Below are 25,690 nucleotides of genomic sequence, written 5' to 3' on the forward strand. Positions count from 1 at the left end.
TGGCTCGACCGCCGGGGGAAACCTGCGGAGGCTAGTCCACTGGCGGAGGATCGACGCAGGCACTCCAAGACGGGGACCGGAAATGACCGCTGAACGAAAATTCGCCGACGCCGAAACCCTGACCCCAGTGATACGGGAGGTCTTCGGCACCGACCGCCTCATCACCACCGTCGACCGCCTGCTCAACGGCACCAAGAAGGGCGTCTACCGCATCATGCTGGACGACGCCACAACCGCGATAGCCTATGTCTGGAACGCCGACGAGGACTACTGGGACGGGCTGCTCCCGGATGGCCACGACGATCCGTCAAACCCGTTCGCCCATGCCTCCGGCATCGACTTCTTCGAGGCTGCCACCCGTCGACTGGAAGCGGTAGGAGCCCGTTCGCCGCGGCTGTTGCTCGCCGACCGCAGCAGGGACCTGTATCCGGCCGACATCGCCGTCACTGAGGACGTCCGCGGCGGAACGCTGGAAGCGCTGCTGGAACGCGACCCGGACGCCGGCCGGCAAACGCTCGCACAGCTCGCGGACATGCTTCGGCGCATGCACACCTACCGCGCACCGGCGTTCGGGCGCGTCGCGTGGATCGACAACGGAGGGACACCGCCGGACACGACCTGCGAGCAGGCCTACCTGCAACGCGCGCTGGTGAACATCGCCACCGCCGTGCCCCGCGATGCCCGCGCGGCCGAAGCCGAGGCGATGCTGGAGCGCAAACTCCGCACCCTGCACGCCGCACTCGACCCACGCGCAGAGCACGGCGTGGTCCACGGCGAGCTCTGCGCTGAGCACACGCTCGTCGGGCCGGACGGGGAGCCCGTCATCATCGACATCGAGGGCCTGATGTACACCGACATCGAAGTAGAGCACTGCTGGATGCGGATGCGCTTCGGCCCGCACTACGCGTCGCTCCGCAACCCGGACCTCGACCCACAGCGGGTCAAGTACTACCAGTACGTCATGCATCTGGACCTGGTCGGCGGCCCGCTCCGTATCGCCGAGGGCGACTTCCCGAACCGGGAGTGGATGCTCGACGTCGCGGACTTCCACCTGCAGAAGGCGCTCGCCTACGAGACATGACTCGACCGTGATACCTTCCAGGATCGTGCCGAAGTCGCCAGGCCCACCGACAGCATCCTCATTTGCCGCGGTCCGGGCGTCACGGTGTGTGACGGCTTTCGGTGTCCGGTCGTGCCGATGAGCGGTAACCGTGGTCGTGGCTATGCTCCGTCAATGACCGAAACGACTTCACAGCTCAACGTGCCGGCGGCTCGGACTGAGGTCGAGGCTCTGCTGTCAGTTCTCGAACGCAACCGGCGGACCTTTGCCTGGAAGACCTCAGGCCTGGACGAGAACGGCCTGCGCACGATGACGGCTGCCAGTGCGATGACGCTTGGTGGTCTGATCAAGCATGTGGCGCTGGTCGAAGCCGACTGGCTCGCTGTCAAGCTTGCCGGCCAGGAGTACGGAGCGCCCTGGGACGCAGTGGACTTCGACGCTGACCCTGACTGGGAGTGGCGTACTGGAAGCCTGGACGCTCCCGAGGACCTCTACCGAACATGGCGAGACGCTGTCGAGCGGTCGCGCGAACTGGTTGCTGAGGTCGTCGGGAAACGTGGACTCGACGGACCGGCGTCCTTCACCTGGCCGGACGGGCGTACTCCGACCGTCCGCGACATGTTGTTGGACATGATCGAGGAGTACGCGCGACACACAGGCCACGCAGACATCCTGCGTGAGGCCGTGGACGGCCGCGTGGGCGAAGGTGCGCCCGAGAGCTTCACAATCTAGAACGTACGCATCTGCCGCCGAGCGCGCGGAGCAGGGGCCAGATGGATCAGTATCCCGGTTGACCGCCAGCGGCCAGCCGGGCCGATGACAGCGGATCGCAGCCCCCGTACGTTGGCGCCATGGCGACTTTCTGGACCTTGGGATGCGATGCCTACGATCCGCAGCGGATCGCTGCTTTCTGGGCGCTGGCCCTCGGCTATGTCAAGGAACCTGGCTTCGACGAGCCCGATAACGCGTCCATCGTCGACCCGGATGGCCGGGGCCCGGCCATTGGTTTCCTCAAGGTGCCCGAGGGCAAGTCCAGCAAAAACCGCATACATATCGATGTCCGGGTGGCCGGTCCAGGCCCCTGGGACATGATCGAGCGCGCCCGGCTGATCCGGCAGAAAGTCCCCGAGTTGGTCGCCGCTGGCGCGACGGTGATCCGCGAGGAGTGGTACGGCGACGTGCTTGGTCACGTCGTCATGCAGGACCCCGAGGGCAACGAGTTCTGCGTCGCGTGATGCCACGGTCACTAACCGCGTTTCGACATCCGGATCTCCCGGTGTCTGCGCGCGGTGGCAGCCCTTCTTGAAGCCGACCCGCTCTCGCCGGCGCTTGTAGATCATGTCGGCATGGCCGGCGTCGTCGAGATGCACGTTCCGTTGGTATCAGCTCCGGGTCTTGAGCCGGATGGACGTAGGGTCCGGGTGTGCCCAGTGAGCCTTTCCGTGTCGCCGCTGCCGTCTACGGCATCCTCCATGACCGAGGTCGAGTGCTGCTGATCCGCCGTGCGGCGACCGGCTACCGGGACGGTCAGCTCAGCCTGCCGGCCGGACACCTCGACGGCGGCGAGGACGCGGTCACGGGCCTCGTACGGGAGCTACGAGAGGAACTCGGGATCGAGGCTGATCCTCATAGCTGCCGCCTTGCGCTGCTCATGCACTCCGCACCGGAGCGCTCCGACGATCGTGAATACTTCCACCTGTTCTTCACCGTAGATCGCTGGATCGGCGAGCCGTTCATCGCGGAGCCCGGCAAATGCAGTGAGCTGCGCTGGGCGACGGCATCGGCGCTTCCACCGGACGTCGCCGACTACGTGGCAGAAGCCCTGGCAGCGGTCACCCGAGGCGAGAGCCTGATGGTGCGTGGATGGTGACGCCCAGGTCTACATTCGCCAGGGTCCCTGGCTTACCGCAGCCGTTCATGCCGGGCGGCCGACGCATGCTCGCCTGCCGCTAGGCGCTCGTCGCCGAGGGTGACCTCATTACGGGCCGTCGGCGTTCGGCCGGGTCGAGGTCGGTGCGTTCGTGGGGTCAGCGCGCCTGCCAGCCGGCCGGGTCGACGCCGCCGGGTACTGGCGTCACGGGGTTGTAGGGCTGTCGGGTGAAGATGAAGGTGCCGAGGTCGAGGTGGCTGACGGCGCCCGTCGGGTCGTGTTGCACCCGCAGCCGCTCCCCGGCGAAGTAGCCGTTGATCCCCTCCCAGTCGCCGTCGCCGGTGGGGCGTAGCCGGGTGCCGTGCCCGCCGGACAACGGGGCCAGCTCCAGGAAGCCATCAGCCTGCGGGCGCAGTACGTACGGGGCCGGCCCCCAGTACCAAGGGCCGGCGAGATCCAGTAGCTGCGGGTCGACTGAGGGCAGCGGGCGCCACGGCGCCGGGATCCGCGGCTCCCGCTCCGCGACCGTCTGCAGCAGGTCAGCGGCGAGCGCACCGGCGGACAGGCCGGCGGTCACGTTACCCATCACGACCGCGCCCAGGGCGTCGTCGGGGCTGACCCACACGGTCGCGACAAAGCCCGGCATCGAGCCGGTGTGCCCGGCCAACAGCCGGCCGTCGCGGCGCAGCAGCTGCATGCCGAGCCCGTAGCCGATGTCCCAGTCCGTCGCCTCCGATGGGCTCGCCGGGCTGCGCATCTGCGCCACGGTGTCCGGATGCAGCACCCGGTCGTCGCCGTCGATGAGGAACGCGGCGAACCTGGCCAGGTCCGTTGCGGTCGACCACAGCTGCCCGGCAGGCGCCATCAGACCGGTGTCCACCGCGGGCTCCGCCAGCAGCACATCGGCCCAGGGATGCACCGCCCAGCCCGTGGCGTGCGGCGCCACCGGCAGCAGGGTGGTACGGGTCATCTCGAGCGGCTCCAGCACCTCGCGCCGCAGCACCTCGCCCCACTCCTGGCCGCGAACCCGCTGCACCAGCGCGCCGAGCAGCGCATAGCCGGGGTTGGAGTAGTGGTGGCGCTGTCCGGCCGGATGCACCTGCGGATCGCCGCCCAGCACGTCGGCCAGCGCAGGTCGCAGCGCGCCCGGGGTTCGTTCCCACCACGGGCCGGGCGTCTCAGCGATCAGCCCGGCGGTGTGCGCCAACAGGGCACCGATGGTGGCCTCGCCCGCCACCGTGCCGGGCAGGTGCTCGGCCAGCGGGTCGGCAAGCGCGAGTCGCCCCTCGTCGCGCAGGCGAAGCACCAGCACCGCCATGAACGTCTTGGTGATCGAGCCGATCCGGTACTGGAGGTTGCCATCCGGCGCCCTGCCGTCGACCGCGCCCCACCCGTCCACCCACACAGGACGACCATCACGCACCACGGCAGCAACGACCGAAGGCGCCCGACCCGCGACCTGACCGGTTGCCAGCCGGTGGACCAGCGCACGTCGGGTCTCGGGCAGCAACGGCGTCGGGATCGGTGACATGCAGGCAAAGCTACCGGGCGGCGGCTCAATGATCCGACGCGTCCGGATCCGACGCGCGTGACGGAGAACAGCCGACTGCCCACAGACGGCGATGCGGAGACCGGCCGTAGCGCCAGCGTCCTCCAGATGTTGGACGCTGCGCAGCGGACTCAGGTGGCGCTGGCGGCGATGACCGCGTACCTGCGGTCCGGGCGTTCGGGGAACTGCTGCTGCAGGCGCTGGAGTTCGGTGAAACCGGCCTTCGTCAGGCGGGCGGAGAACTCGTCGACCGGCCAGCGGTACGCGGGAAGGACCTTGTGGTCGAACTCGGCCACCTCGTCGTCGCTGTCGAAGAAGCCGATCACCAAGCGCCCGGACGGGGTCAGCATCCGGCGGAACTCGGTGAGCACCTGGTCCAGTTCCTGCGGCGGCAGGTGAATTGTCGAATACCAGGAGAGGATGCCGACCACCGAATGGTCGGGGACGTCCAGTTCGGTCATCGAGCCGAGCCGGAACGCCGGCCCGGGGAAATTCGCTCGGGCGTGGTCGACGAACTCACGGACCAGGTCGATGCCGATCACGTCGACGCCGAGCGAATGCAGGTAGGCGGTCCAGTGGCCAGGGCCACAACCGAGATCGAGCACCGTGCCTTCCAGGCCGGCGAGGTGGCCTCCGACGAGGGCCGTGTCGTCCTCGTGGGCCTGCCAGTCACCATCGAACAGCGCGATGTACTGCGCTGACATGGACGAATAGGCATCACGTACCGGCTGTTCGCTCACGGCGACACCTTAGACCCGGCGCACGATGCTCAGGCCGAGGTTAGTACTCCGGCGACGTGCGGGTTCGACCCTGCTCGCCGATGTCTACCCGTCCTCGAAGCCGAACGGGGTGGGTGGGGGCACTATCGTTCTGGAGTGCACATCCATTTTGACGTACCAGCCGATCCCGCCTACCCCGGCCGCGTTGCCGCTGCGCTCAGCAGTGTCCGGCTACGCAAGTACGGCTACGTCGGCGCGGTGCTGGCGGCGGTCGGGGCTGTCGGTTTCGGCATCTCACGGGAGTTCACGTGGGGCGAACAGATCTCGCCGCTGTGGATGGCGATGGTCGTGGGCGGTCTGCTGGCGATGCTGTGGGGGCCGTGGGTACGGTTACGCGCCCGGCGCCGCTCCAGCGGCTACGCCGTCGAGGGCGCCTACGACATCACCGACGACAACATCATGATGAGCAGCGGATCGGAGTCCGGCGGCATCGCCTGGGACGGGGTCACCCAGGTAAGGGACACCCCTGAGTTCTGGATCGTGTACGTCGACCGGATGCCGGCGACCGTGATCCCACGCCGCCTGATGTCCGCCGAGGACGCCGAGACCTTGCGAGCCCACATGGCCAAACGCGGACTGCTCCAGGCTCGCTGAACCCACCTGCCGCGCCCGGCCGGCCGCCGCTATCGCGGCACCTCGTGCAGGGTGACGGCGTCGAGCCGACCGCCGGTCAGCTCGGCGGTGAGGTACGTCGCGTACGGCTGGCGGCGCCGGTCGGTCGGCGAGCCGGGATTGAGCAGCCGCAGACCGCCCGGCGCCTCGCTGTCCCAGGGGATGTGGGAGTGCCCGAAGACGAGCAGATCGCAGTCGGGGAACCGGGCCGCGCATCGCCGCTCCCGGCCGCCGGACGGGCCGGTCTCGTGCACCACCGCGATCCGCAGTCCGGCGACCTCCACGCGGGCGATCTCCGGCAGTCGGGCGCGCAGGTCGGGACCGTCGTTGTTGCCGTAGACGCCGATCAGCCGGGCGCTGCGCCGGGCCAACTCGTCGAGCAGCGAGGCGCTGACCCAGTCGCCGGCGTGGATGACGAGGTCGGCGGCGTCGACGGCGGCCCACAGCCCGGCCGGCAGGTCCCGGGCACGTTTCGGCAGGTGGGTGTCCGCCATGATGACCAACCGCACGCGGTCAGCGTAACCCCGCCCCGGCCCCTGTTCCGGCCAGCCGGGTCAGCCCGCGGCCCGGTAAGCGCGACCCGCCGCGGTGAGCTGCCCGTCTGCCCGGTAGAGCCCGGTGCCGCTGTCCGCCGTGGCCGGCAGGCCGAACCAGGCGTACCGCTGCACGTACGGAAGGTCCTCCAGCATTCTGGCGGCGCCAGTGACGAACGCCGCCTGCTGGGCGTCGGTCGGGTACTTCGCCCCACCGGAGAAGTTGATCAGAGCAAACTCGGTCAGCCAGATCGGCTTGCCGTACCGGCGGTGGGTCGCCTCCAGGTAGGAGCGCAGGTGCCCGACGGCGGCGGCGGAGAAGTCGGATCCGTACCAGTGCAGGGCGATGAAGTCGACCCGGTGGCCGCGCCGCTCGGCGCCGACCATGAAGCGGTCCAGCCAACCGCCTGGGTCGGCAGCGCCGAAGGCCGGTGCCGGGCTGCCCAGCCGCAATCGGGTCGCCTGCAGGCGGGGCCAGAGGTCCAGCGCCCGCTCCACCGTCATATCGGCCTGTTCGCCGAGGTCGGGCTCGTTGAAGCCGAGCAGCACGTCCCCCGCCCGCCGGGCGGCCGCCAGGTTGGCGTCGGTGACCGATTCGGCGCCCCAGATCATCGGGACGAACTCGACCCCGGCCGGCGCCGGCATCGTCGCGTTGCTGGCCGACCAGTTGTAGTACCAGGCCGCCTCCACCGCGCCCAGACCCTGCTTGACCTTACTGAACTCCCAGCTCGCGACGCCCTTCTTGGCCGAGTACCGGGCCGCGGGCGGGGCGGCCGGGGCGGAGCCGGCCGACCTGGTCGGTGCCGGGTTGACCGACCTGGTCGGTGCCGCGCTGGCCGACGCGGCCACGGTCGGTGTGGGAGTCAGGGTGGCCGCCGCGCGGGTCGGGGTCGTGCTCGGGCTCGGCACTACCGCCGCGCCGGCCGGTGCGGCGGGCCCCGGGTTGTCGGGCAGCAGCACGTAACCGGCCACCGCCGCGACCACGACGACCAGCGCGGCGGCCACCCCAACCGTGAGCGGCTTGACGACGCCGGCGGCGCGCCCGGTCCAGGCGGGGGGCCGCTCCCCCTGGCTGGTCCGCACCACGCGACCGGCCTGCTCAGTAGAACCGGCCGACTCCAGACGACCGGACTGCTCCGTCGGGCCCGCGGTGGGCGTGGTCGCGACAACGGATGTGGGCGCGTACGGCGGGACCGGCAGCGGGACCAGACCCAGACCGGCCAGCAGCCGCTCGGCCGCGACCAGATCCGACCAGCCGGCCGCGCAGCGTACGCATTCCCGCGTGTGCCGGGCCAGTCGCTTGCGCCACAACGGGTCGGGCCGGCCGGACCAACCCGAGGTCTGGAGTACCAGTTCCGGACAGCGGGGCACGGCGTCCAGCGCCCGCACGACCGTACGGGCGGCGTCGAGCTGTGCCTTCATCCGTTGCACCCGCACGGCCGTGTGCTGGCGGGTCAGCCCGAGCGCATGCGCCACCTCGTCGCGGGTCAACGCACCCGTGGTCTCCAGCCACCAGAGTGAGAGAAGTTCGCGGTTGTCGGCGTCGAGCCACCGGGTGGCGACGGTGACCTCCCGACGCTGACCGGACAGGTGCAGCCGCAGGATGGTCAGATCGGCGAAGTCGGCGCCGGGGTCGGCCACCTCGTCCGGCTCCACCACCGGTGGCGGCAGCCGGCGTGCCCGGTACCGGTCCCGGACCTGATGCACGGCGATCGCCACCAGCCAGGACCGAAAGCTCTCGGGCGACCGCAGTTCGCCGAGCCCGGCCAGGCAGCGCAGCATCGTCTCCTGCACGACGTCGTCGACGTCGGCGTGCCCGTCCAGCGCCCGACCCACCACGTTGTAGACCAGCGGCAGGTACACGGCGACCAACCGGTCGACCGCCCGCGGGTCACCGTCGCGGGCAGCGACGACGAGTTCGATGTCCGTAACGTCGCGTTCCTGCATCGCACCTCTCCTCAACTGCCACATCCTGGCCCACCCGAGACGTACGCGACAGAGAGCGAACGCGATCGGGTGTCCTGAGGGAGACGCCAGGACACCGGCCGGGATAACACAAAAGCCGCCCGCGACCGGTCGACCCGGTGGCGCCGACCCAGACCGAGGGCCGCCGACACGGGTGGGCTCAGGATCGGTGCTTGTCTGCCACGTCTCGGCCACCTACCGGGACACCCCGCTTGTCCGGGATCCGCCGGACCGGGAACTGTCCGGATGGTCTCATGGGGCGCTACCTCAGCTGGTCGCGGCGGCGGATCAGGTAGGCGGCTTCGGCGGTGTTGCCCGCCAGCTCGATGGCTTTGTCGTAGGCCGCGCGCGACTTCTGGCTGCGGCCGAGCCGGCGCAGCAGGTCGGCGAGGGTCGCATGGTAGGCGTGATAGCCGGCCAACGCGCTGTCGAGGCGGTTGACGGCCGCCAGTGCCACCTCGGGGCCGTCGAGCTCCGCGACCGCGACGGCCCGGTTGAGGGCGACGATCGGCGAGGGGTCGATGCGGACGAGTTGGTCGTAGAGGGCGACGACCTGCGACCAGTCGGTGTCGCGTACGTCGTGGGCGGAGGTGTGCACGGCGTTGATCGCGGCGAGGATCTGGTAACGACCCGGGGCTACTCCAGCGGCCAGGCGCTCGCGCACCAGCCGATGCCCTTCGGCGATCAGCGCCGCGTCCCAGGCCCCCCGGTCCTGCTCGCCGAGGGTGACCAGCTCCCCGCTCGCCGAGACCCGGGCGGTGCGGCGGGCCTCGATGAGGAGCATCAGCGCCAACAGCCCGGCCGCCTCACCGTCGTCCGGCATGAGGGCACGGACCAGACGAGTGAGCCGGATCGCCTCGGCGGTCAGGTCGTGGCGTACGGGATCGGTGTCGGGGCCGGTCGCCAGATAGCCCTCGTTGAAGACGAGAAACAGCACGGCGAGAACGCTGGAGACGCGGGCCGGCAGATCCGCCGCGGACGGCACCCGATAGGGGATCCGAGCCGCCTTGATCTTGGCCTTTGCGCGGGTGATCCGCTGGCCCATGGCGGTCTCCTGCACGAGGAAGGCACGGGCGATCTCGGGCACGGTCAGACCGCCGACCATGCGCAGCGTCAGCGCGACGCGGGTCTCCATGGCCAACGCCGGATGGCAGCAAATGAAGATCAGCCGGAGCCGTTCGTCGTCGATGGCGCCGGGAGGCTCGGGCACGTCCTCGTACAACATCCGAGCCTCCTTCTGCTTGTCGTCGCGTTTGTTCTCGCGCCGGATCCGGTCGATGGCCTTGCGGGTGGCGGTGGTGGTCAACCAGGCGCCGAGGTTGGGCGGGACGCCGTCGCCCGGCCACCGATCCACAGCGGTCGCGAACGCCTCGGCCGCCGCCTCCTCGGCGATGTCGAGGTCACCGAAACGCCTGGTCAGGGCAGCGACCACCCGCCCCCACTGCTCTCGGTGGGCGCGGGTGATCGCCTCGTGGACGTTGAGCACGCTCACCGGAACGGCCGTACCTCGACCTTCCGATTGCAGTGCATCGACCCGTCGGCGGCGAGCTTGAGCGCCACGTCGAGGTCGGGGGCCTCGATGACCCAGAACCCGATGAGGTACTCCTTCGACTCCAGGAAGGGCCCGTCGGTGAACACCGCTCTCCCACCCCGGTTGTCGATGACGGTTGCCGAACTGGGCGACGCGAGGCCACCGGCGAAGACCCAGTGACCCTCCGCCTGCAGCCGGTCGTTGAACGCGTCGATGGCAGCCATCTCGTCCGGGGTGGCGAGGCGGGCCGTGTCATCGATCACGGAAACCAGATACTGCATCTCGGATCATCTCCTGTGATTCGTGGCGCCCTGATGGGTGGCCGCTCACCCCTGCTACGAACACCTCCGCCCCGATCCGACACCGCCTCGGGACTTTTCCCAGGACGCCTGACCCTGACCTGACCTGACCTGACCTGATCTCGGAGGCCACCTCGACCCCGAACGGCCCCGGCACGGGCGGGCAGTTCAGTCCGCGAGTTCGGTGATCGGTCGGTCGCTGACGACTGCCGTCAGGATCATCGGAGCGTCGCCGTCGCACTGGTTCACGGAGACCGCGACCCAGCGTCCGTCGGCCGTCACCGGCCCCCACACGGTCAGATCACCGTAACAATCCACGTCGCACAAGGACTGGAACAGTGCCGGCACCGGTTCGCCAGCCTGATCCCGAAAGAGCGGTACTCGCATGGAGACCGGCCGGTGGGGACCCCACCAGCGGTCCAGTTCTCCTACGACGAGGGTCAGGTTCTCCGCCGCGGCCTCCTCCGCCTCGTTCCAGTCCCTCCCGTACACCCCGGTGAGCGCTTCGCTCTCCCAGATCGGCCTGATCTGGAAGCCCGCGCCCCTGGTGACGGTCCACTCCCCGGTCTCCGGGTCTCCCTCGCTGACTACCGCGCCGTCGGCGGACAGGTCCACGGCGAGCAGCGCCTCGATGTCGGACACGGCCCGGTCGATCGAGAACGCTTCGCCGGCCCGGCTGGTCACTGCACGGCTCGTTCCACCGCTACCAAATTCCAGGACGCCAGCTGTCGCATGGCCTGCCTCCTTCCGCCGTGGATATCGGATCATCGCGTGGTCATCAGGTCGCCGGCGATCTGCGTAGGCTGCCAGCATGGCGCACCCCGAATATCTGAATCCGTTCGTGTTGCCCGTTGAGCCGGTCGCGCCAGAGCGCCATGGCCGCGTTGACCTCTACCTGCCGGCGGCGACGCGGCCCAGCCCGGCGATCGTGTTCGTGCACGGCGGCCCGATTCCGGCCGACCTACGCCCTACTCCGCGAGACTGGCCGGTGTACCGGGGATACGGATCACTTGCGGCCACCCGGGGCGCGGTCGGTGTCACAGTCGACCATCGCCTGCACGGCGCCGGCGACTATCCGCAGGCCGGCTCCGATGTCGCGGCAGCGGTGCAGGCAGCGCGGGATGACCCACGGGTGGATGGCGACCGGATCGCGCTCTGGTTCTTCTCCGGCGGCGGCCTCCTGCTTGGTGACTGGCTGCGCGAAACACCGGAGTGGCTACGCTGTGTCGCAGCCACCTATCCCCTGCTCGCCATCCCGCCGGGCGCGAACGTCGACGTACGGTTCCTGCCCGTGGACACCATCGCGATGGCAGGTGCACTACCTGTGGTGTTGACCCGGGTCGGGCACGAACGCCCGCAGGTCGCGTACACCGTCGAGGCGTTTGTCGCGGCCGCTCGCACGGCCGGGGCGCGGTTGCAGATCGTTGACGTGCCGAACGGCCGACATGGGTTCGACATGCTCGATCACACCGAGGAGTCCCGCGAGGCCGTCGAGCAGGCCATCGACACGGTGCTCACGGCGCTGGCCTGACCCGGTCCCTCCCGCCGCCGGCTCGACGTGCAGCGCCACGTCGCCCGGGTGGGGCCGCTGGAGCCCACTGCCACCCCACCCTGTCCCAATAAGCAAGATTTACCTACCGCATTGCGGGACAGCCGGGCTACGGTCATCGCCACTGACCGGGGAGATTCGCGCATGTCAGCCGCACCGAACGTATACACCCACGGGCATCACGCATCGGTGCTGCGCTCGCACCGGTGGCGTACCGCCGAGAACTCGGCGGCCTACCTACTGCCGCACCTCGTACCGGGCATGTCGGTGCTCGACGTCGGCTGCGGACCCGGCACCATCACCGTCGACCTGGCCACCCGCGTTGCACCCGGACGAGTCACCGCCGTCGAGATCACCGGCGACGCGCTCCAACTGGCCCGCACGGAGGCCAACTCACGTCGTCAACGCAACATCGACTTCGCGGTCGCCGACGTCCACGCGCTCGACTTCCCCGACAGCGCGTTCGACGTCATCCACGCCCACCAGGTCCTTCAGCACGTCGCCGATCCGGTCCGGGCGCTGCGCGAGATGCGCCGGGTTTCCCGCCCGGGCGGGATCGTCGCCGCGCGGGACAGCGACTACGCGGCGTTCACCTGGTTTCCTCGCGTGCCGGCATTGGACGATTGGCTCGCCCTGTACCAGCAGGCCGCCCGCGCCAACGGAGGCGAGCCGGACGCCGGCCGGCGTCTGCTTTCCTGGGCCCACGCCGCCGGGTTCACCGACGTCAGGGCGACGGCGAGCACCTGGTGCTTCGCCACGCCGGAGGACAGACAGTGGTGGGGTGAAATGTGGGCCGAGCGGATCCTTCACTCGGACCTGGCCCGACAGTTGCTGACCTCAGGCGCCGCCACCGCGGAGGGCCTACGGCGCATCTCGGACGGCTGGCGGGAGTGGGCCGCGGCAGCGGACGCCTGGTTCGCCGTTCTGCATGGCGAGATTGTCTGCCGGCCCTGAAGAAATGACAGCATGCGGAAGATGTTGCGCAGGTGGGCTTCTATCGCGCGCGGGCTGAGGAACAGCTGCTCGGCCACCTACCGGGGGTCGCTCCGGTGGCCACCAGTCGCGCGATGTGCAGCTCCTGGGCGGTGGGCGCATCGGTCGGCTGCGCGGGTGCTCGCCGGTGGCACGTAGCTCGCGGGCGGCACGCGGTATTCAGGGAAAGCTCGCCGACGAGTTCCGCCTCAGCCCCCGGGCGCGAGGGCTGACAGCCAGTCCTCGGCCGGGGTGAGCGGGACGGGTGCGGGGCGTTCGACCGTCGTCGTCAGCTCGACCCGCCGGCCTTCGGCGGCCGAACGCAGCAGAGCGGTCATGATGTCGAGTACGTGCAGCGCCACCGCACCGCTGGCCCGGGGCGGACGCATCTCGTCGGCCCGGACCAGGTCGATCAGGCCGATCCCTCGGGAGGCGGCGACGTAGCCGGCCCGCGGTTCGAGGGCGTGCCACCCGGGCCCGTCGAGCGCGAGATGGCGGACCTCGCCGTCGAAGTTGTTCGGATCGGGTACGGCGAGGGTGCCGTGCTCCCCATGCACCTCGATCGGCGCGGCCGTCGTCGCGACGCCGTCGAAGCTGGTCGTGAGGGTGGTCAGCGCACCACCCGCGTGTTCCAGCACACCGCTCACATGGGTGGGCACCTCGACCGGGATCCGCTGCCCGAGGCGGGGGCCCGAGCCGATGACCCGGGTGTCACGCAGCTGGCTGGCCGCCCCGATCACCGCCCGGACCGGCCCGAGCAGGTGGACCAGCGCCGAAATGTAGTACGGCCCCATGTCCAGCAGTGGGCCGCCCCCCGGGGCGTAGTAGAAGTCGGGGTTCGGGTGCCAGCGCTCGTGTCCGGGGGTGACCATGACGGCCGACGCGGAGAGTGGGCGGCCGATCAGTCCACCGTCGATCGCCGCTCGGGCGGTCTGCGTGCCAGTGCCCAGGACGGTGTCCGGTGCGCAGCCGGCACGAACGCCGGCCGACGCCGCCCGGTCGATGATCGACCGGCCCTCCGGGAGCGTGACGGTGAGCGGCTTCTCGACGTAGACGTTCCGGCCGGCGTCGATCGCCGCGCCCGAGATCTCAGCGTGCGCCGCCGGGACGGTGAGGTTGAGCACCGTCGCCACGTCCGGGTGGTGCAGCAGTCGCTCGACACTGACCGCCTCGGCGCCGGGAATCGTGGCGGCGGCCGCGTCGGCCCGGGCCGCGTCCAGGTCGGCCACCGCGATGACGCGCACCGCGGGATGGTTGGCGAGCGTGTTCAGGTACGCGCGGGAGATGAAGCCGAGACCTACGACGCCGATGCCGTGCGGGTCGCCCACACCATTCCCCTCTCGATGACGGTACGGACGCTCGGGTGCTCCAGCACGTCGAGGCTGTGTCCCGGAGTCGTCACCACGATCCGCCCGGCACCCCAGTGTCGGGCCCAGATCGCCGGCGAGGTCACCGGCCGATGCCACGGGTGCCACTCCCGGGTCGGGTGGGTGGTGGTGGCCAGCACGTCGATCAGGTCGTCGTGCAGTACCCAGTACTGCTCGGTGACCAGGTCGAAGTCCTCGATCCCGGCGGTGATCGGATGCTCCCTGCCGAGGTCGGTGATCGCGATCGAGTGTGGCAGGAAGTTGTCTGCCTCTCCGCCGACACGGTCGCAGGGCTGGATGCCCGGATGGGTGGCGAACTGGCCGCCCACCAGGTGCAGGTAGTCCGAGGAGGCGCGGAACGAGTCGGCGATGCCGCCGTGCCAGCCGGTGAGACCCGTCCCGGCAACGACAGCCGCGGCCAGACCCGCCACCTGCTCCGCGGTGATCTGCGACATCGTCATGCACTGCACGATGAGGTCGGTGTCGGCCAGTTCGGCGGCGTCGGCGTAGATCTCCGTCGACCCCTCCACCCGTACCGCGTATCCGCTGCGTTCCAGGAACGGGATGAACAACTCCGTCGCCTCGACCGGCCGGTGTCCCTCCCAGCCTCCTCGGACCACAAGGGCTCTCCTCGGCGGCACACCCGCTCCTCCCCCGGTCCGTCACCCCTGGCCACCGCTGCCGCCGGGCCGACGCCCGCACTGTCCGACCGCCGCTAACCGTACCCGGACCGCCGCCCTGACTCAGCCCTCGCCCGGGGCACCGCACGTCGACACCGGCATCCTCACGCAGCCCCCTACCGCCCTCGCCGGCCTGCTGCCGGTCGGCGGCTGCCAGCGGCCGGCGTCCCACACCCCGACCTGACATGGGTGCCGCCCTGACACGGACAGACCGCCGGATTGTGGATGGCACAGGTCAGTGCTCGTGTTCTGCGGTGAGATCCTTGTTCGCGGCTGCACCTCGGAGTGTGACGAGGGCCCAGATCGCGGTGAGGACCATGATCCCTGCACCGGCGATGCCGGCGACGGTGATCGCGTCGGTGAACGCGGCGCTGGCGATCTCGAGGATGGAGGTTCCGGTGCTGCCATCGACCTCGCTGGCAACCAGCAGGGCCTCTGCCATCGTCGAAGATGCCCGTTCGGCAAGGGACGCCGGCAGATCGAGTGCATCGGTTCCGGCCGTGACAGCCCTGGTGTACCAGGCGACGAGCACCCCGCCCAGTACGGCCGTCCCCAGCGTCGTGCCGATCTCGTAGGCGGTCTCTGAGGTTGCGGCAGCTTGCCCGGCTCGTTCGGGCCTGATGGAGCTCATGATGATGTCATTACTTAGCGTAAGTCCGATTCCGGCACCGAGTGAGACCAGTGCGAGCGAGGTCGCGACCAGGACGGGACTCGATGTCGGTGTCAGGAAGATGGTCAGCCCGAAGCCGATGGCGGCGATCAGGAGTCCGACGGAGATGACGTATGCGGGAAGGACGCGCTTGACAAGAGCTGTCGCGACGAATCCAGCGGTGCCGGCGAGGATTGCCTGGGGTATGAGCCAGACGGACGCCTCGAGTGGATTGAGGCCGAGCACGAGTTGAAGGTGCTGGACGAGTGCGACCAGCGCGCCGACCATCGCGAAGATCGACAGCAGATCCCCGATGACAGCTCCACGGAAGTACCGCACCTTGAAGAGCCTGACCTCCATGAGCGGCGTCGGGAGTGCGAGTTGTCTGCGCACGAAAAGGACGACCGCGATCAGGCCGACGATGAGGGCAGCGATCGCGAGACCGATGTCTTTGCCAGCGGCGAGGGTCTTGATGGCGTAGACCACGCCGATCATGCCCACGAAGGAGAACGCGACACTGAGGGTGTCGATCTTGTGCAGCTCGGGATTACGGCTCTCGGGCAGCAGGAGTGGGCCAAGGATCAGGAGAAGCAACATCACGGGGATGTTCATCAGGAAGGCGGCCTGCCAGCTGAACGTCTCGATGACCCAGCCACCGATGATCGGTCCGACCGCCGCGCCGACCGACGCCATCGCGCCCCACACGGCCATCGCGTAACGGCGCTGCTGCCGGTCGAGGAACATGTTGCGCACCAGCGACAGCGTCGACGGCATCATGATCGCACCGCCCACGCCCAGGAGAGCACGGGCGCCGATCAGCATCCACGGCGATGTGGCCAGCGCGCCGGTCACGGATGCGATCGCGAAGACGACGGCGCCGATGAGCAGGTTGCGTCGCCGACCGAACCGATCACCCACCGTGCTCATGGCCACGAGCAGGCCGGCGAGCACGAGCGAGTAGATGTCGATCATCCACAGCTGCTCGATACCTGTGGGGCTCAGCTCGGCGGAGATCGCGGGCAGGCCCAGAATCAGGACGGTGCCGTCGATCGTGATCAGCAGCAGCGGCAGGACGAGGACGGCGAGACCGATCCAGGTCCTGGCTGTGGCCTTGGGAGGGGCGTCAAGCATCAAGACTCCTCGTCGACAGTCGGATGGCGGGCGGTCCCCCAACAAGCTACCGTCCAGATGGTCGGTTAAACAACACACGAGCTAGTGTTGTACGGCACGCTCGTTCGAAAATGGCCGTCACGGAACGAGGTTCGAGGGATGCCCGGAAGCCGCTCGGAGACGACCCCGGGCAGGGGGGACAAGCCTCGTGGGATCGACGGCCCCCGGTTCGCGGTGAGGCACGCCGGGACCGGCTCAGAACTGGAAGGGTCTGCTGCACCGACAGGCACACCAGACCCGAAGGGTCACCAAAGGGTCAGATGGGCGTGTGGAAGGTGCCATCCGTGGCGAGTTCAAGCAGGAGCCGGCAAGCCGTCGCGATGCTCGCTGCATCCTCTTCTCCATGCAGGGCCGCGACGGCGATACCCTCGGCGGCCCGGCGCACGATCTGGATGCGCTCGGCACTCAGCCCATCAGCGGCGAACTGCTCGCTCCACCACACGTTGCGCTCTTTCACGACTGCGGCGATCGCGGGGTCCGCGTACAGGCTGTTCCAGATCGGCGCTGAAGTGAAGTCGTGCGCAGCTGCGGCGTCGGTGCTTTCTGCGCAGAGTGCGCGAACGTAGGCACGGAGCATCTTGCCGGGGTAGTTCTCCGACAGGTCCAGGTGGCTGAGTACCGCCTCCCGGAAGCGTTCGTACACATCTTCCACTACGGCGATCACCAGCTGATCGCGACTGCCGAAGTGGTGGATCAAGCCGCTCTTTGACACACCGGCGGCCGAAGCGACCTGGGCCAAAGTGATGGCGGCGCCTCGCTCCAGGATCATTGGAGTGGCGGCATCGAGCACTGCCCGCCGTGTGCGCTCAGCGTTCCGCGTCTGTCGCCGCTCAGTCACCGGATCGCCCGCCACACATCGACTCCACTATTGACCAGATGGTCGATAATACAACACAAACGAACGGTCGATTGAACCGCCGCGTCGGTACGCGCCCTGATGGCCGAGAACCTGCGCCGGCAACGGCTCGCCCCGACCTCACCTCCGACGCGTCCCGCGCGCCTGGTGTCGGGAAGATCCTCATCAGGCACCCCGAGGTTCGGTTTGTACCCAACGTCCGGTGGTGTGATTCGAACGGTCAGCGGTCGACCCACCCGCTGCCGGGTTGCAGGACCGCCTCTCGCAGTGAGCCCGTGTGCCCACCGGGTACTCCAGGTCGGCGACAATCTGGCTGAAGTCCGCACGGCTCGCGGGTATCGGTCTCGTGGACGTAGAGCGGTCGACCCGAAGTCGGGCCGGCCCCGATCGCCCGCGCTGACGCCGGCCTGGCCCGCCACGCCCGACCGGCCGCACGGACCCGTTGCAGCGCCGACAGACCTCAGTCGGCCGTCCGCCCTCCTACCGGGCCTGCGGCTACCTATTGTCATAACGACGCAGTAAATCCGAGTGACTGCCGTCTGCTGGACGACTTACAGGAGGCCATTTTGGGCATCAAAGATCGACCCGAAGGTATCAGCCATACCGCGGTCGAGGCAGCGCCAGGATTGTGGCGGATAGATTTGCAGAAACATGATCTCAGTATTCCCGGCTGGGAGGTCGTCCAGACGCGTGTGGAGTTCACGCCGGAGTCGCCGCCATTCAAGCACTCCCACCCCGGCGAGGAGATCATTCTAGTGCTGCAAGGATCGCTCGAGTATCAGATCGATGGCCGGCCGCCAGTGGTATGCAGGACCGGCGACGCTCTGACAGTCCCCTATGGCGTCCATCACCAGGCACGAAATGTTGGCGACGACATCGCGGTTGAACTGGCCACCTACGTCGTCGAAAAGGGAAAACCGCTCCTAACCAAGATCGAGTGAATAAGGCGATCTAAACAATATTCACCCACCGCGCCGACCCTGCGGGGCATCGAGGCACTGTGCGCGTCCACGGGTAGCGCCAACGGCCGCTCACTGCGCTGGCGAGTCGCAGGAGCAGATGACAATCGAACTGCGGTGTCGGACAGCTCACCGCCTCGCTTGCTCGCTCCGTCAGGCCGGGGAGGACGAGAGCGCCTCGGCGATCATCCGGTGGCCCTGGGCCTCGAACGACCCGTCGCCTACTCGGTACGCCCAGGCTGCGGTGCCGATCGCCTGACGGACCCGGGTGCGGTGCCACCCGTCCGCCTCGCGGGGATCGCTCCCGTACCCGTCAAGAAAGGCTGCCTCGAGCCTCGGGTCGCGGCGGAAGTCCTGGACGGCAAGTCGGGCGAAGTCCGTGAACGCCGGCCGAATCTCCGCGCGACCGAAGTCGATGACGCCCACCGCCTCGTCATGGACCAGCCAGTTGCGGGGCTGCCAGTCCCCATGGGTGGGCACGAGGGTCGCGGGCGGAGTCGGCCAAGCGGCGATCTCGGCTCGTAGTCGCTCCACGATGGTCGCCGCGATCCGGTGTGGCCTGCCGAGCCACGCCAGTGACTTCTCGTTCTCGCGCCCCTCGTAGTCGTCGTCCGTGACGGCAGTCTGGGCGTGCAACAGGGCCAGCAGCTCACCTGCCTGCGCATAGATCGCGGGATCGTCGGCGTGCTTGCTGCCCAGCACCAACTCACCGGGCAGGTACCGGGTGACGAGGAGCTTCGCATCCGCGCTGCCATGCACCAGAGTCGGCGCGCGGCCCCTGCTGGTCCACGGACCCAGCCAGTTGAGATGGGCGTGGATCTCTCGCTCGATGTGATGGTCGCCGTCGCCGCCGGCTTTGACGATGAGACGTGACCCGGCATGGGTCATCTCGAGGACAGTGGTCTCCACCAAGCCCCAGCTGTGGTCCCGCTCGACGGTCGCGCCCGGAAGCCACCGGTCCACCAGTGCCCGCTGATGCGGAGAGAGGTTTCCGAACGCAGAAGTCACAGCGGTGATCCTATGAGCTGAACGACTGGACTCTCGAACAGCAGGTGACGAGCGCGTAGCTGGCATTCGACAAGCCACGCCCCTACCGACGCCGGTTGCCCGGGGGATGTTTCTTGGCCGTTCGCCCGAATTCCTTCCCCATGGCCGTTCGCGCCACGAGCCAGTTGTCGTGGCGCGAACGAGCGCAGTCCGCGATACCCTTGCCGTATATGGCTACCTATCGCAGCGCCTCAGTCCTTCTCTCCTCCGACGGCACCAGGACCCCCGGCACCGCCGCGCTCTTCGCCGAGCCCGCCCGCAAGGGTGGGACCCCACCGTGGGCAGGCGACTTCCGACCCGCCAACAGCGCCGGCAACGGCCCCAAGAACGCGGTCGGAAAGACCTTTACGTTGGAGCTGCCCGACGGCAGCACCGGCAAGGTCGTGGTCCAGAGCCTCAAGCGCGGGAAGGGCGGCGTCGTGCTGGCGTTGATGGGCGAGGACGCGCCACCCTTCTGATCGGGCCCTGAGCCGCCACCGGCTGGAGACGGCCGGTGTACAACCCTGCCGAGGCGCCAGGCACGGCCGGGGTCGCCTGCTCTGCCCCGCCGCGTTCGCCGACGCCTCGCCGACATCGACGTGGATCTCCACGTCGGGCACCGACAGCAGCCCGATAGAGTACGGACAGCACACGCGCCGAAAGAACGCCGGGGTACGGCGTCGGGCAACTGCAGGCAGGATCGTTGTCCTCACACCGGCAGGGCGGGCAGGAGAGTCGACAGGTGGAGGGGCTCAGCCGCACGCAACGGCCACTGGACCATGGCCAGGTGCAGTGGTTCGTTGCCTCGTCCTTCGGGGCAGGCCACCGGGTCGTGGACAGCGAACCCATCCTGGGCGGTGGCTTCGCGACGGTGTGGCGGGTGGCGCTCGACGACGGGCGCGAGGTCGTACTGAAGGTGTCGCCACCTCCCGACGCACCGCTGCTTCGGTACGAGCAGGGCATCGCCGGGGCGGAGGCCCGATACTTCCGCCTGGTCGCCGCACGCGCGCCCCGGGTGCCGGTGCCGCCACTGCTGCACCACGGCAAGGATCCGGAACACGGCGAGTGGCTGTTCACCGGCCTGCTGCCCGGACGATCACTGCGGGCGTGGGCGGAGTCCGGGCAGTCCCTCGACGACGCCCCGGTCCGATACGACTTCGGCGCAGCCGTCGCCGCGCTGCACACGGTGACCGGCGACCGCTACGGGTACGACGGTGGCCGGGCGAGCGGTGCGACGTGGCGGGAAGCCTTCTGCGCCATGCTCGACGCCCTGCTCGCCGACGCGGTGGACTGGGAGGTGCGGCTGCCGGCCTCGCCGGCGCAGATCCGGGAGTTGCCCGAGCGGTACGCCTGGACCCTGGACCAGGTACGGCGGCCGGCGCTGCTGCACTTCGACGGCTGGGACGGCAACGTGCTCGCCGAACCCGTCACCGCCGGTGCCCTGCGCCTACGCGGAATCGTCGACGGTGAGCGGTTCCTGTTCGGGGATCCGCTGATGGACCTCGTGTCGCCGCTGCTGTACCAACGGGCGGAGGACAACGCCGACCACCCCTTCCTACGCGGCTACCGGGAGGCCGCCGTCGATCCGTTGGTCTTGGACGAGGCCGCCCGACGCCGGCTCAGCCTCTACCGTCTGCACCTGTACCTGTTGATGACGGTAGAGATGCCGAGCCGTGGGATCACCCGGGAGTCCCGCCCGGATCGGTTCGAGCGACTGGCCGATCTGTTGGATCAGGAGCTGCTCGAGCTCTCGGTGGAGACGCCGTCGGGTCGACAGGCCTCCGGGTGACCTGCCAGCTCCGGCCAATCAAGGTGGTAGCGGTTGACGTCCTCGGAGGCGGCCACGCCAGCTTGGATGAACATTCCCAGCACAGCGTCACGAGCCCGCCGCGCGCGCGGGGCAGTCGGAAACTTCAGGCTGCCGGTACGGCGGGTCAGCCCGGCAACCATCGTCACCCGGGGCTCACGCAGCTGTTGAAAGCTGACAAGCGCGTCGCTGATGTCGTCGGCAGTGTCGAGACACCGTGCCAGGACCAGGGCGTCCTCCAGCGCCATGGAAGCGCTCTGCCCGTCGTGCGGCGGCATCGCGTGGGCCGCGTCGCCGATCAGGCAGACCCGCCCTCGGCTCCACCGTGAGGGTGGGTCAAGGTCGTACACCGGCCACCGGATGACCGTGCCCGTGCTGGCTTCGATGATGTCGGAGATCGGCCGGTGGTCGGAGCGGTGCAGCTCGACGAGGCGGGTTCGCCACCGATCCACGGGGTCCGCCCGCGGTCCCGCCGCGAGATCCTCTTCCCCGGCGAGCATGCTCTGGAACCAGACCACCTCGCCGCCCGGTAGTGCCTGGTGGCCGAAGAATGCGTGGTTGCCGAACGTCAGCCGCAGCACCCCATCCGGTGCGATCCCGTCGACCCGCGGTGCCGAACCACCCCCGTCGAGTACCCCGGTGAACCGTGCCGACGGGTGCTCGGGGAACATCAAGCGACGAGTGCGGGAGTGCACGCCGTCGGCACCGATCAACAGGTCACCGGTGTGACTCGACCGGTCTGCGAGGGTGGCGACGGCCCCGCCCACCCCGTCATCGCATAGCCCGACCATCCGCGCGTCGTGGATGATCCGGACGCCGGCACGACGGGCTGCCTCGCGCAGTGCCCCACCGAGCCGGTCACGACGGATCAGCGTGCTCGCCTGGTTGTTGCTGCCGATCTCCCGCCCCCGGTGGTCGTGGAAGGAGATGCGGTGGGTGGCCGTGCCGACGGCCTCCACCGCCGGAAGGATCCCCAGGCCACGTAGCACGGTGCGGCCGTTGTCGGCCAAGCTGAAGTACGACCCCAGCGGTTGCTCGCGCTCCGGTCGGGCCTCGAGGAGCGTCACGCGCCACCCGATCCGGCGCAGGACCAATCCGACGGCCGTTCCGGCGATGCCGGCACCGACCACAAGGGCATGTGGGTGCCCGGTCACGTCGAACTCGTCTCGGTCGGGCCATCGATCGGACAGTTGGCATCCATTTGTTCCCCCGTATCCCCCGCGCCAATGGCGTGCTGCAGCCCGAACGGTATCCACGTAGGTCACAGTGGTCAAACCACCACGGTCAATCGACCGGAGGCTTGACAAGCCTGCCGAGGTTGGCAAGACTTGGCCCGTCCTGCTAACACCGAGGCGGGGCCATGGCACGGGGGAATCGGTTTCATTAGCTTGCATTCGCCTGTGCGCGGCTCCAGGGCCATCATTGAGAGCTCATCCGTAAACGGATACCGCCGCGTCGGGTGAGGTAGTCCCTGTTCGTCCGGCAGACGCTCGCGGCCCTGCTGCGGGAAGACCTGCGGAAAACTAGGACAACCGACACACGACTCGGTCATTCATTGCGCGGACTGCTGCCAATGATTCCAACCGTCGTCCGACGGTTGGCGCGCAGTGCATCCCTAAGCACAGCGCAGGCCTACCCTCAATTCCGGCGTCGATGCTTGAGGGGAGGTGGCGCAATGAAGGGCAACTCGGCCGGCTGACCGCATTAATCTCCTATCGCGTCGATGAGCGTGCGCCGCCATGACGGCGCACGCTCATCGATGGCGCATATGTCCAAATCGGAAGGAACTCACATGACGGCCGAGACGACCTATCCGATGACTTTCGGCCAATTGGCCGTTTGGCGGGACATCGAACGAATGCTCCCCGAGAGGCGCTGGGAGGGCAACCTCAGCTTCTGCTGGTCACTGCCTCCGCGAGGGGTGACGGCGGCAGACGTCTGGCGTGCGGTTGGTGCGCTCGGCATGAGGCACGCCTCACTGCGCACGACGTTCGACGTGACGGACCTGACGGATCCACGGCAGCGCATCTCGGTGGACTCCCCCGCCGACGTGATCGCGGCGGTACGGCAACCCGGCCGCGACGTGGCGCTCTCCCGGATAGAGACCGAGGAGATCCAGCGCCCCTTCGCGCTCAACACTGACCTGCCCTGGCGGGTGTGGCTCACCGGATCCGACGATGCCCCTGGCAAACTGATGGTCGTCATCCACCACATGGCCGCCGACGGCGCCGGTATCAACGTCATGGAGCGTGACTTCCACGCCCTGCTCGCCGGGGAGACGCTGCCACCGGTGCCACAGCCGGCCGAGTTGGCGATGCGGCAACGCTCCGGTGAGGTGGACTCCAAACTGCTCGCCGCCGAGGCGTACTGGCGCAAGACGCTGGCGACGGCACCCCGACGGGTCGCCCCGCGACCGGGGGCGGTGTTACGAGCGACGATGCACACCGGCATCCCCGAGCCCATGCTCCGCGCGGCTGCCCAGGGCATCGGCGCCACCGTGGCCGCCGTATCGCTGACCGCGTACTGCCGCGCCCTGATCAGCACCGGCGTGACCAGTACGCCGGTGTTGCTCTACCCGATGTCGTCCAACCGCTTCGATCCGGCCGTCACGTCGGTCGTCACATCCATGAACCAGTGGCTGCCCGTGCTGGCCGAACTCGACCCCGACCAGTCGTTCGCGCAGGCCGCCCGCGCCCTGTACGTGCGGAACATGCGGGCACTCAAACACGGCGTCTACGATCCGGACACGGTGACCCGGGTCCGGGAGGACGCCGAACGGGAGGGCGGCCCGCTCGACCCCGGATACCACTTCAACCTGCTCCTACCGCCGATGACGGTGGACCCGCCCGAGGAGATCCAGGAGTCCTCGATCGAGTGGCACACGCCGATCCGGTCGACCGGACCCGGCTTCTACCTGATGGCCAGCGCCGACACGACGGTCCGGCTGACGGTCCGGGTAATCCGCGAGGGCTACCGCCGGGAGGAACTCCACGCTCTGCTCACCACCATGCGCGACGACCTGCTGGAACTGGTCGGATCGAACGGGGACAAGGTCCGGTGACGGCGACCGCGCCGGTCACCGCCCCGCCGGCCCCGTCGAGCCTGTGGCGTCACCGGGACTTCATGACCCTGTGGACGGGGCAGACCCTCAGCGAGACCGGGTCCGCGGTCTCCACCCTCGCGATCCCACTCATCGCGGTGTCCGTACTGAACGCGTCGACGTTCTCCGTGAGCATGCTGCAGGCTGCCGGGATGGCGGCATATCTGGTCGTCGCACTGCCGGCTGGGGTGATCGTCGACCGGATGCGCAAGCGGCGACTCATGGTGGCCTGCAATCTGATCCGGGCTGCGGCGATGGGCACCATTCCGCTGGCCTTCCTCGCCGGCGAGCTCACCATGACACAGATGTGGCTGGTTGCGGCCCTCTGCGGCATCTGCTCCGTCTTCTTCGAAGTGGCCTACCAGTGCTACCTGCCGGCGGTGGTGCGCTCCGACCAACTGCTGGACGCGAACGGCAAGCTCAGCACCACCTACTCGGTGGCCCAGGTCGCCGGCATCGGACTCGGCGGCGGACTGGTCGCGGCCTTCGGCGCGGCGCGGACAGTGCTCATCGACGCCTCATCCTTCGTGGTCAGCGCGCTATCGCTGCTGTTGATCCGGCGGTCGGAGCCGGAGCCGACGGTACCGCAGGGCCCTCGACCCCGGCTGCGGGACGACATTTCCGCCGGGCTCGCCTTTGCCTTCCGGCACCCCGTGCTGCGGAAGATCGTCGCGGCAAGCGCCACCCTGAACGTGTTCAGTCAGGTGATCTATGCCCTGTCGGTCATCTACCTTGTCCGGGTCCTCAGGCTGACCCCAGCCGAGGTGGCCGTACAACTGGCCCTGGGCACCGCCGGCGGCATCGCCGGCGGGCTCGCCTCGGGCCGGTTGGCTCGGCGCATCGGCACTGCCCGCATCATCTGGGTCTCCCTGCTGGGCCTCGGATGGACGATGCTGCTGGTGCCGTTGGCTGAGCCGGGTTGGAGCGTCGCCTTCTACACGTTCGGTATGACCGGCTTTGCCGCGCTCTGCGCAATTTACAACGCGGCGCAGATCAGCTACCGGCAGCAGATGTGCCCGCCAGAACTGCTCGGCCGCCTCACCGCCGGGGTCCGCTGGATCGTATGGGGTGCGCTGCCGGTCGGCGCGGTACTCGGTGGCGTGCTGGGCACCTGGCTAGGCGTCCGTGAGACCCTCGTCGTCGCCGCTGTCGGCGTCTGGGCCTCCGGGTTGTGGGTCTACTTCTCCCCGCTGCGGCACATGCGCGACTTCTCCCCGCCCCGCCTGGAGCCGATCACTCAGTCCTGACCGGCGACGGACACGCCGGTCCTCGTGGGCCGGCATGCGTGGGACCCCCGCTGCCGCAGCGCCGGACGCCCGCCGCGATCACCCGACATCCCACCAACGGCGCGTGCGAC

General features: G+C 69.0%; 25 protein-coding genes. 12 read left to right on the forward strand and 13 right to left on the reverse strand.

Features of this window, described 5'->3' with window-relative positions; genetic code table 11:
* The first annotated feature begins 82 nt into the window (after positions 1 to 82).
* The 4 genes from BMY89_RS20710 to BMY89_RS20725 all read left to right on the forward strand — a co-directional run bounded on the left by BMY89_RS20710 (position 83) and on the right by BMY89_RS20725 (position 2,930).
* Complete coding sequence (locus BMY89_RS20710; protein ID WP_092381684.1) at positions 83 to 1,081, forward strand: phosphotransferase; 999 nt, start codon at positions 83 to 85, stop codon at positions 1,079 to 1,081.
* 153 nt (positions 1,082 to 1,234) lie between these two features.
* Positions 1,235 to 1,792: a DinB family protein gene (locus BMY89_RS20715; protein WP_232521452.1), complete on the forward strand. Its 558-nt coding sequence runs from the start codon at positions 1,235 to 1,237 to the stop codon at positions 1,790 to 1,792.
* Positions 1,793 to 1,911: 119 nt separating this feature from the next.
* Complete coding sequence (locus tag BMY89_RS20720; protein WP_092381686.1) at positions 1,912 to 2,295, forward strand: VOC family protein; 384 nt, start codon at positions 1,912 to 1,914, stop codon at positions 2,293 to 2,295.
* A 188-nt stretch (positions 2,296 to 2,483) separates the two neighbouring features.
* Entirely contained in the window at positions 2,484 to 2,930 is a 447-nt protein-coding gene (locus BMY89_RS20725; RefSeq protein ID WP_092381687.1) for an NUDIX domain-containing protein, read from the forward strand.
* Positions 2,931 to 3,087: 157 nt separating this feature from the next.
* On the opposite strand, the gene BMY89_RS20730 is transcribed toward BMY89_RS20725, so the two are convergent.
* Both BMY89_RS20730 and BMY89_RS20735 read right to left on the reverse strand, forming a co-directional pair.
* The gene (locus BMY89_RS20730) at positions 3,088 to 4,461 is read right to left on the reverse strand and encodes a serine hydrolase domain-containing protein (protein WP_092381688.1); all 1,374 of its coding nucleotides are present in this window, start codon (positions 4,459 to 4,461) and stop codon (positions 3,088 to 3,090) included.
* Between the two features lie 149 nt (positions 4,462 to 4,610).
* Positions 4,611 to 5,219, reverse strand: a complete 609-nt coding sequence (locus tag BMY89_RS20735) for a class I SAM-dependent methyltransferase (RefSeq protein WP_232521454.1) — start codon at positions 5,217 to 5,219, stop codon at positions 4,611 to 4,613.
* Positions 5,220 to 5,354: 135 nt separating this feature from the next.
* On the opposite strand from BMY89_RS20735, the gene BMY89_RS20740 reads away from it, so the two are divergent.
* Positions 5,355 to 5,852, forward strand: a complete 498-nt coding sequence (locus tag BMY89_RS20740) for a YcxB family protein (protein WP_092381690.1) — start codon at positions 5,355 to 5,357, stop codon at positions 5,850 to 5,852.
* 29 nt (positions 5,853 to 5,881) lie between these two features.
* Here the strand turns inward: BMY89_RS20740 and BMY89_RS20745 are convergent, their stop codons facing one another.
* From BMY89_RS20745 to BMY89_RS20765, 5 genes are all read right to left on the reverse strand, one after another.
* Complete coding sequence (locus tag BMY89_RS20745) at positions 5,882 to 6,379, reverse strand: metallophosphoesterase family protein (protein WP_092381691.1); 498 nt, start codon at positions 6,377 to 6,379, stop codon at positions 5,882 to 5,884.
* A 45-nt stretch (positions 6,380 to 6,424) separates the two neighbouring features.
* A complete protein-coding gene (locus tag BMY89_RS20750; protein ID WP_092381692.1) occupies positions 6,425 to 8,350 on the reverse strand; it encodes a sigma-70 family RNA polymerase sigma factor in 1,926 nt (641 codons plus the stop codon).
* A gap of 280 nt (positions 8,351 to 8,630) precedes the next feature.
* Entirely contained in the window at positions 8,631 to 9,854 is a 1,224-nt protein-coding gene (locus BMY89_RS20755; protein ID WP_092381817.1) for an RNA polymerase sigma factor, read from the reverse strand.
* A gap of 2 nt (positions 9,855 to 9,856) precedes the next feature.
* Positions 9,857 to 10,180, reverse strand: coding sequence for a YciI family protein (locus BMY89_RS20760; protein WP_092381693.1), 324 nt, complete (start codon positions 10,178 to 10,180; stop codon positions 9,857 to 9,859).
* 186 nt (positions 10,181 to 10,366) lie between these two features.
* On the reverse strand, positions 10,367 to 10,882 hold the full coding sequence (locus tag BMY89_RS20765) for a hypothetical protein (RefSeq protein WP_092381694.1): 516 nt from the start codon (positions 10,880 to 10,882) through the stop codon (positions 10,367 to 10,369).
* Positions 10,883 to 11,009: 127 nt separating this feature from the next.
* Between BMY89_RS20765 and BMY89_RS20770 the strand changes: the two genes are divergently transcribed.
* Positions 11,010 to 11,729 (forward strand): alpha/beta hydrolase, encoded by a 720-nt coding sequence (locus BMY89_RS20770; protein WP_092381695.1) that lies wholly within the window; start codon positions 11,010 to 11,012, stop codon positions 11,727 to 11,729.
* A 162-nt stretch (positions 11,730 to 11,891) separates the two neighbouring features.
* Positions 11,892 to 12,701 (forward strand): class I SAM-dependent methyltransferase, encoded by an 810-nt coding sequence (locus BMY89_RS20775; RefSeq protein ID WP_092381696.1) that lies wholly within the window; start codon positions 11,892 to 11,894, stop codon positions 12,699 to 12,701.
* Positions 12,702 to 12,928: 227 nt separating this feature from the next.
* Here BMY89_RS20775 and BMY89_RS20780 read toward each other — a convergent pair whose 3' ends face one another.
* The 4 genes from BMY89_RS20780 to BMY89_RS20795 all read right to left on the reverse strand — a co-directional run bounded on the left by BMY89_RS20780 (position 12,929) and on the right by BMY89_RS20795 (position 17,375).
* A complete protein-coding gene (locus BMY89_RS20780; RefSeq protein WP_092381697.1) occupies positions 12,929 to 14,047 on the reverse strand; it encodes a Gfo/Idh/MocA family protein in 1,119 nt (372 codons plus the stop codon).
* Positions 14,017 to 14,706 (reverse strand): ThuA domain-containing protein, encoded by a 690-nt coding sequence (locus BMY89_RS20785; protein WP_443673911.1) that lies wholly within the window; start codon positions 14,704 to 14,706, stop codon positions 14,017 to 14,019. The genes BMY89_RS20780 and BMY89_RS20785 overlap by 31 nt, the downstream gene beginning before the upstream one ends.
* Before the next feature lie 295 nt (positions 14,707 to 15,001).
* The gene (locus BMY89_RS20790; RefSeq protein WP_092381699.1) at positions 15,002 to 16,546 is read right to left on the reverse strand and encodes an MFS transporter; all 1,545 of its coding nucleotides are present in this window, start codon (positions 16,544 to 16,546) and stop codon (positions 15,002 to 15,004) included.
* Between the two features lie 295 nt (positions 16,547 to 16,841).
* Positions 16,842 to 17,375 carry a TetR/AcrR family transcriptional regulator gene (locus BMY89_RS20795; RefSeq protein ID WP_139217980.1) on the reverse strand — a complete coding sequence of 178 codons (534 nt, stop codon included), beginning with the start codon at positions 17,373 to 17,375 and terminating at the stop codon, positions 16,842 to 16,844.
* 632 nt (positions 17,376 to 18,007) lie between these two features.
* On the opposite strand from BMY89_RS20795, the gene BMY89_RS20800 reads away from it, so the two are divergent.
* Complete coding sequence (locus BMY89_RS20800) at positions 18,008 to 18,382, forward strand: cupin domain-containing protein (RefSeq protein WP_092381701.1); 375 nt, start codon at positions 18,008 to 18,010, stop codon at positions 18,380 to 18,382.
* A gap of 171 nt (positions 18,383 to 18,553) precedes the next feature.
* On the opposite strand, the gene BMY89_RS20805 is transcribed toward BMY89_RS20800, so the two are convergent.
* Positions 18,554 to 19,408, reverse strand: a complete 855-nt coding sequence (locus BMY89_RS20805) for a phosphotransferase (protein WP_198414062.1) — start codon at positions 19,406 to 19,408, stop codon at positions 18,554 to 18,556.
* A 209-nt stretch (positions 19,409 to 19,617) separates the two neighbouring features.
* Between BMY89_RS20805 and BMY89_RS20810 the strand changes: the two genes are divergently transcribed.
* Both BMY89_RS20810 and BMY89_RS20815 read left to right on the forward strand, forming a co-directional pair.
* Positions 19,618 to 19,905 carry a hypothetical protein gene (locus BMY89_RS20810; RefSeq protein ID WP_092381703.1) on the forward strand — a complete coding sequence of 96 codons (288 nt, stop codon included), beginning with the start codon at positions 19,618 to 19,620 and terminating at the stop codon, positions 19,903 to 19,905.
* Positions 19,906 to 20,213: 308 nt separating this feature from the next.
* Positions 20,214 to 21,215, forward strand: coding sequence for a phosphotransferase family protein (locus BMY89_RS20815; protein ID WP_232521455.1), 1,002 nt, complete (start codon positions 20,214 to 20,216; stop codon positions 21,213 to 21,215).
* On the opposite strand, the gene BMY89_RS20820 is transcribed toward BMY89_RS20815, so the two are convergent.
* Positions 21,158 to 22,627 (reverse strand): FAD-dependent oxidoreductase, encoded by a 1,470-nt coding sequence (locus BMY89_RS20820; RefSeq protein WP_092381705.1) that lies wholly within the window; start codon positions 22,625 to 22,627, stop codon positions 21,158 to 21,160. The two genes, BMY89_RS20815 and BMY89_RS20820, sit on opposite strands and share 58 nt — an antisense overlap.
* 464 nt (positions 22,628 to 23,091) lie before the next feature.
* Between BMY89_RS20820 and BMY89_RS20825 the strand changes: the two genes are divergently transcribed.
* Both BMY89_RS20825 and BMY89_RS20830 read left to right on the forward strand, forming a co-directional pair.
* Entirely contained in the window at positions 23,092 to 24,294 is a 1,203-nt protein-coding gene (locus BMY89_RS20825; RefSeq protein WP_269766883.1) for a condensation domain-containing protein, read from the forward strand.
* Entirely contained in the window at positions 24,291 to 25,580 is a 1,290-nt protein-coding gene (locus tag BMY89_RS20830; RefSeq protein WP_092381707.1) for an MFS transporter, read from the forward strand. Before BMY89_RS20825 ends, BMY89_RS20830 begins: the two co-directional genes overlap by 4 nt.
* The last annotated feature ends 110 nt before the right edge of the window (positions 25,581 to 25,690 follow it).

It is taken from the genome of Micromonospora phaseoli (genome assembly GCF_900109115.1).
GTDB classification, from domain to species: Bacteria; Actinomycetota; Actinomycetes; order Mycobacteriales; family Micromonosporaceae; genus Micromonospora; species Micromonospora phaseoli.

Bases quoted from the DNA above. Each gene is read 5' to 3' on its own strand.
- BMY89_RS20710 (WP_092381684.1), top strand. From the start codon at position 83: ATGACCGCTGAACGAAAATTCGCCGACGCCGAAACCCTGACCCCAGTG.
- BMY89_RS20715 (WP_232521452.1), top strand. From the start codon at position 1,235: ATGACCGAAACGACTTCACAGCTCAACGTGCCGGCGGCTCGGACTGAG.
- BMY89_RS20720 (WP_092381686.1), top strand. From the start codon at position 1,912: ATGGCGACTTTCTGGACCTTGGGATGCGATGCCTACGATCCGCAGCGG.
- BMY89_RS20730 (WP_092381688.1), bottom strand. From the start codon at position 4,461: ATGTCACCGATCCCGACGCCGTTGCTGCCCGAGACCCGACGTGCGCTG.
- BMY89_RS20750 (WP_092381692.1), bottom strand. From the start codon at position 8,350: ATGCAGGAACGCGACGTTACGGACATCGAACTCGTCGTCGCTGCCCGC.
- BMY89_RS20760 (WP_092381693.1), bottom strand. From the start codon at position 10,180: ATGCAGTATCTGGTTTCCGTGATCGATGACACGGCCCGCCTCGCCACC.
- BMY89_RS20770 (WP_092381695.1), top strand. From the start codon at position 11,010: ATGGCGCACCCCGAATATCTGAATCCGTTCGTGTTGCCCGTTGAGCCG.
- BMY89_RS20775 (WP_092381696.1), top strand. From the start codon at position 11,892: ATGTCAGCCGCACCGAACGTATACACCCACGGGCATCACGCATCGGTG.
- BMY89_RS20790 (WP_092381699.1), bottom strand. From the start codon at position 16,546: ATGCTTGACGCCCCTCCCAAGGCCACAGCCAGGACCTGGATCGGTCTC.
- BMY89_RS20810 (WP_092381703.1), top strand. From the start codon at position 19,618: ATGGCTACCTATCGCAGCGCCTCAGTCCTTCTCTCCTCCGACGGCACC.
- BMY89_RS20820 (WP_092381705.1), bottom strand. From the start codon at position 22,627: ATGCAAGCTAATGAAACCGATTCCCCCGTGCCATGGCCCCGCCTCGGT.
- BMY89_RS20825 (WP_269766883.1), top strand. From the start codon at position 23,092: ATGCTCCCCGAGAGGCGCTGGGAGGGCAACCTCAGCTTCTGCTGGTCA.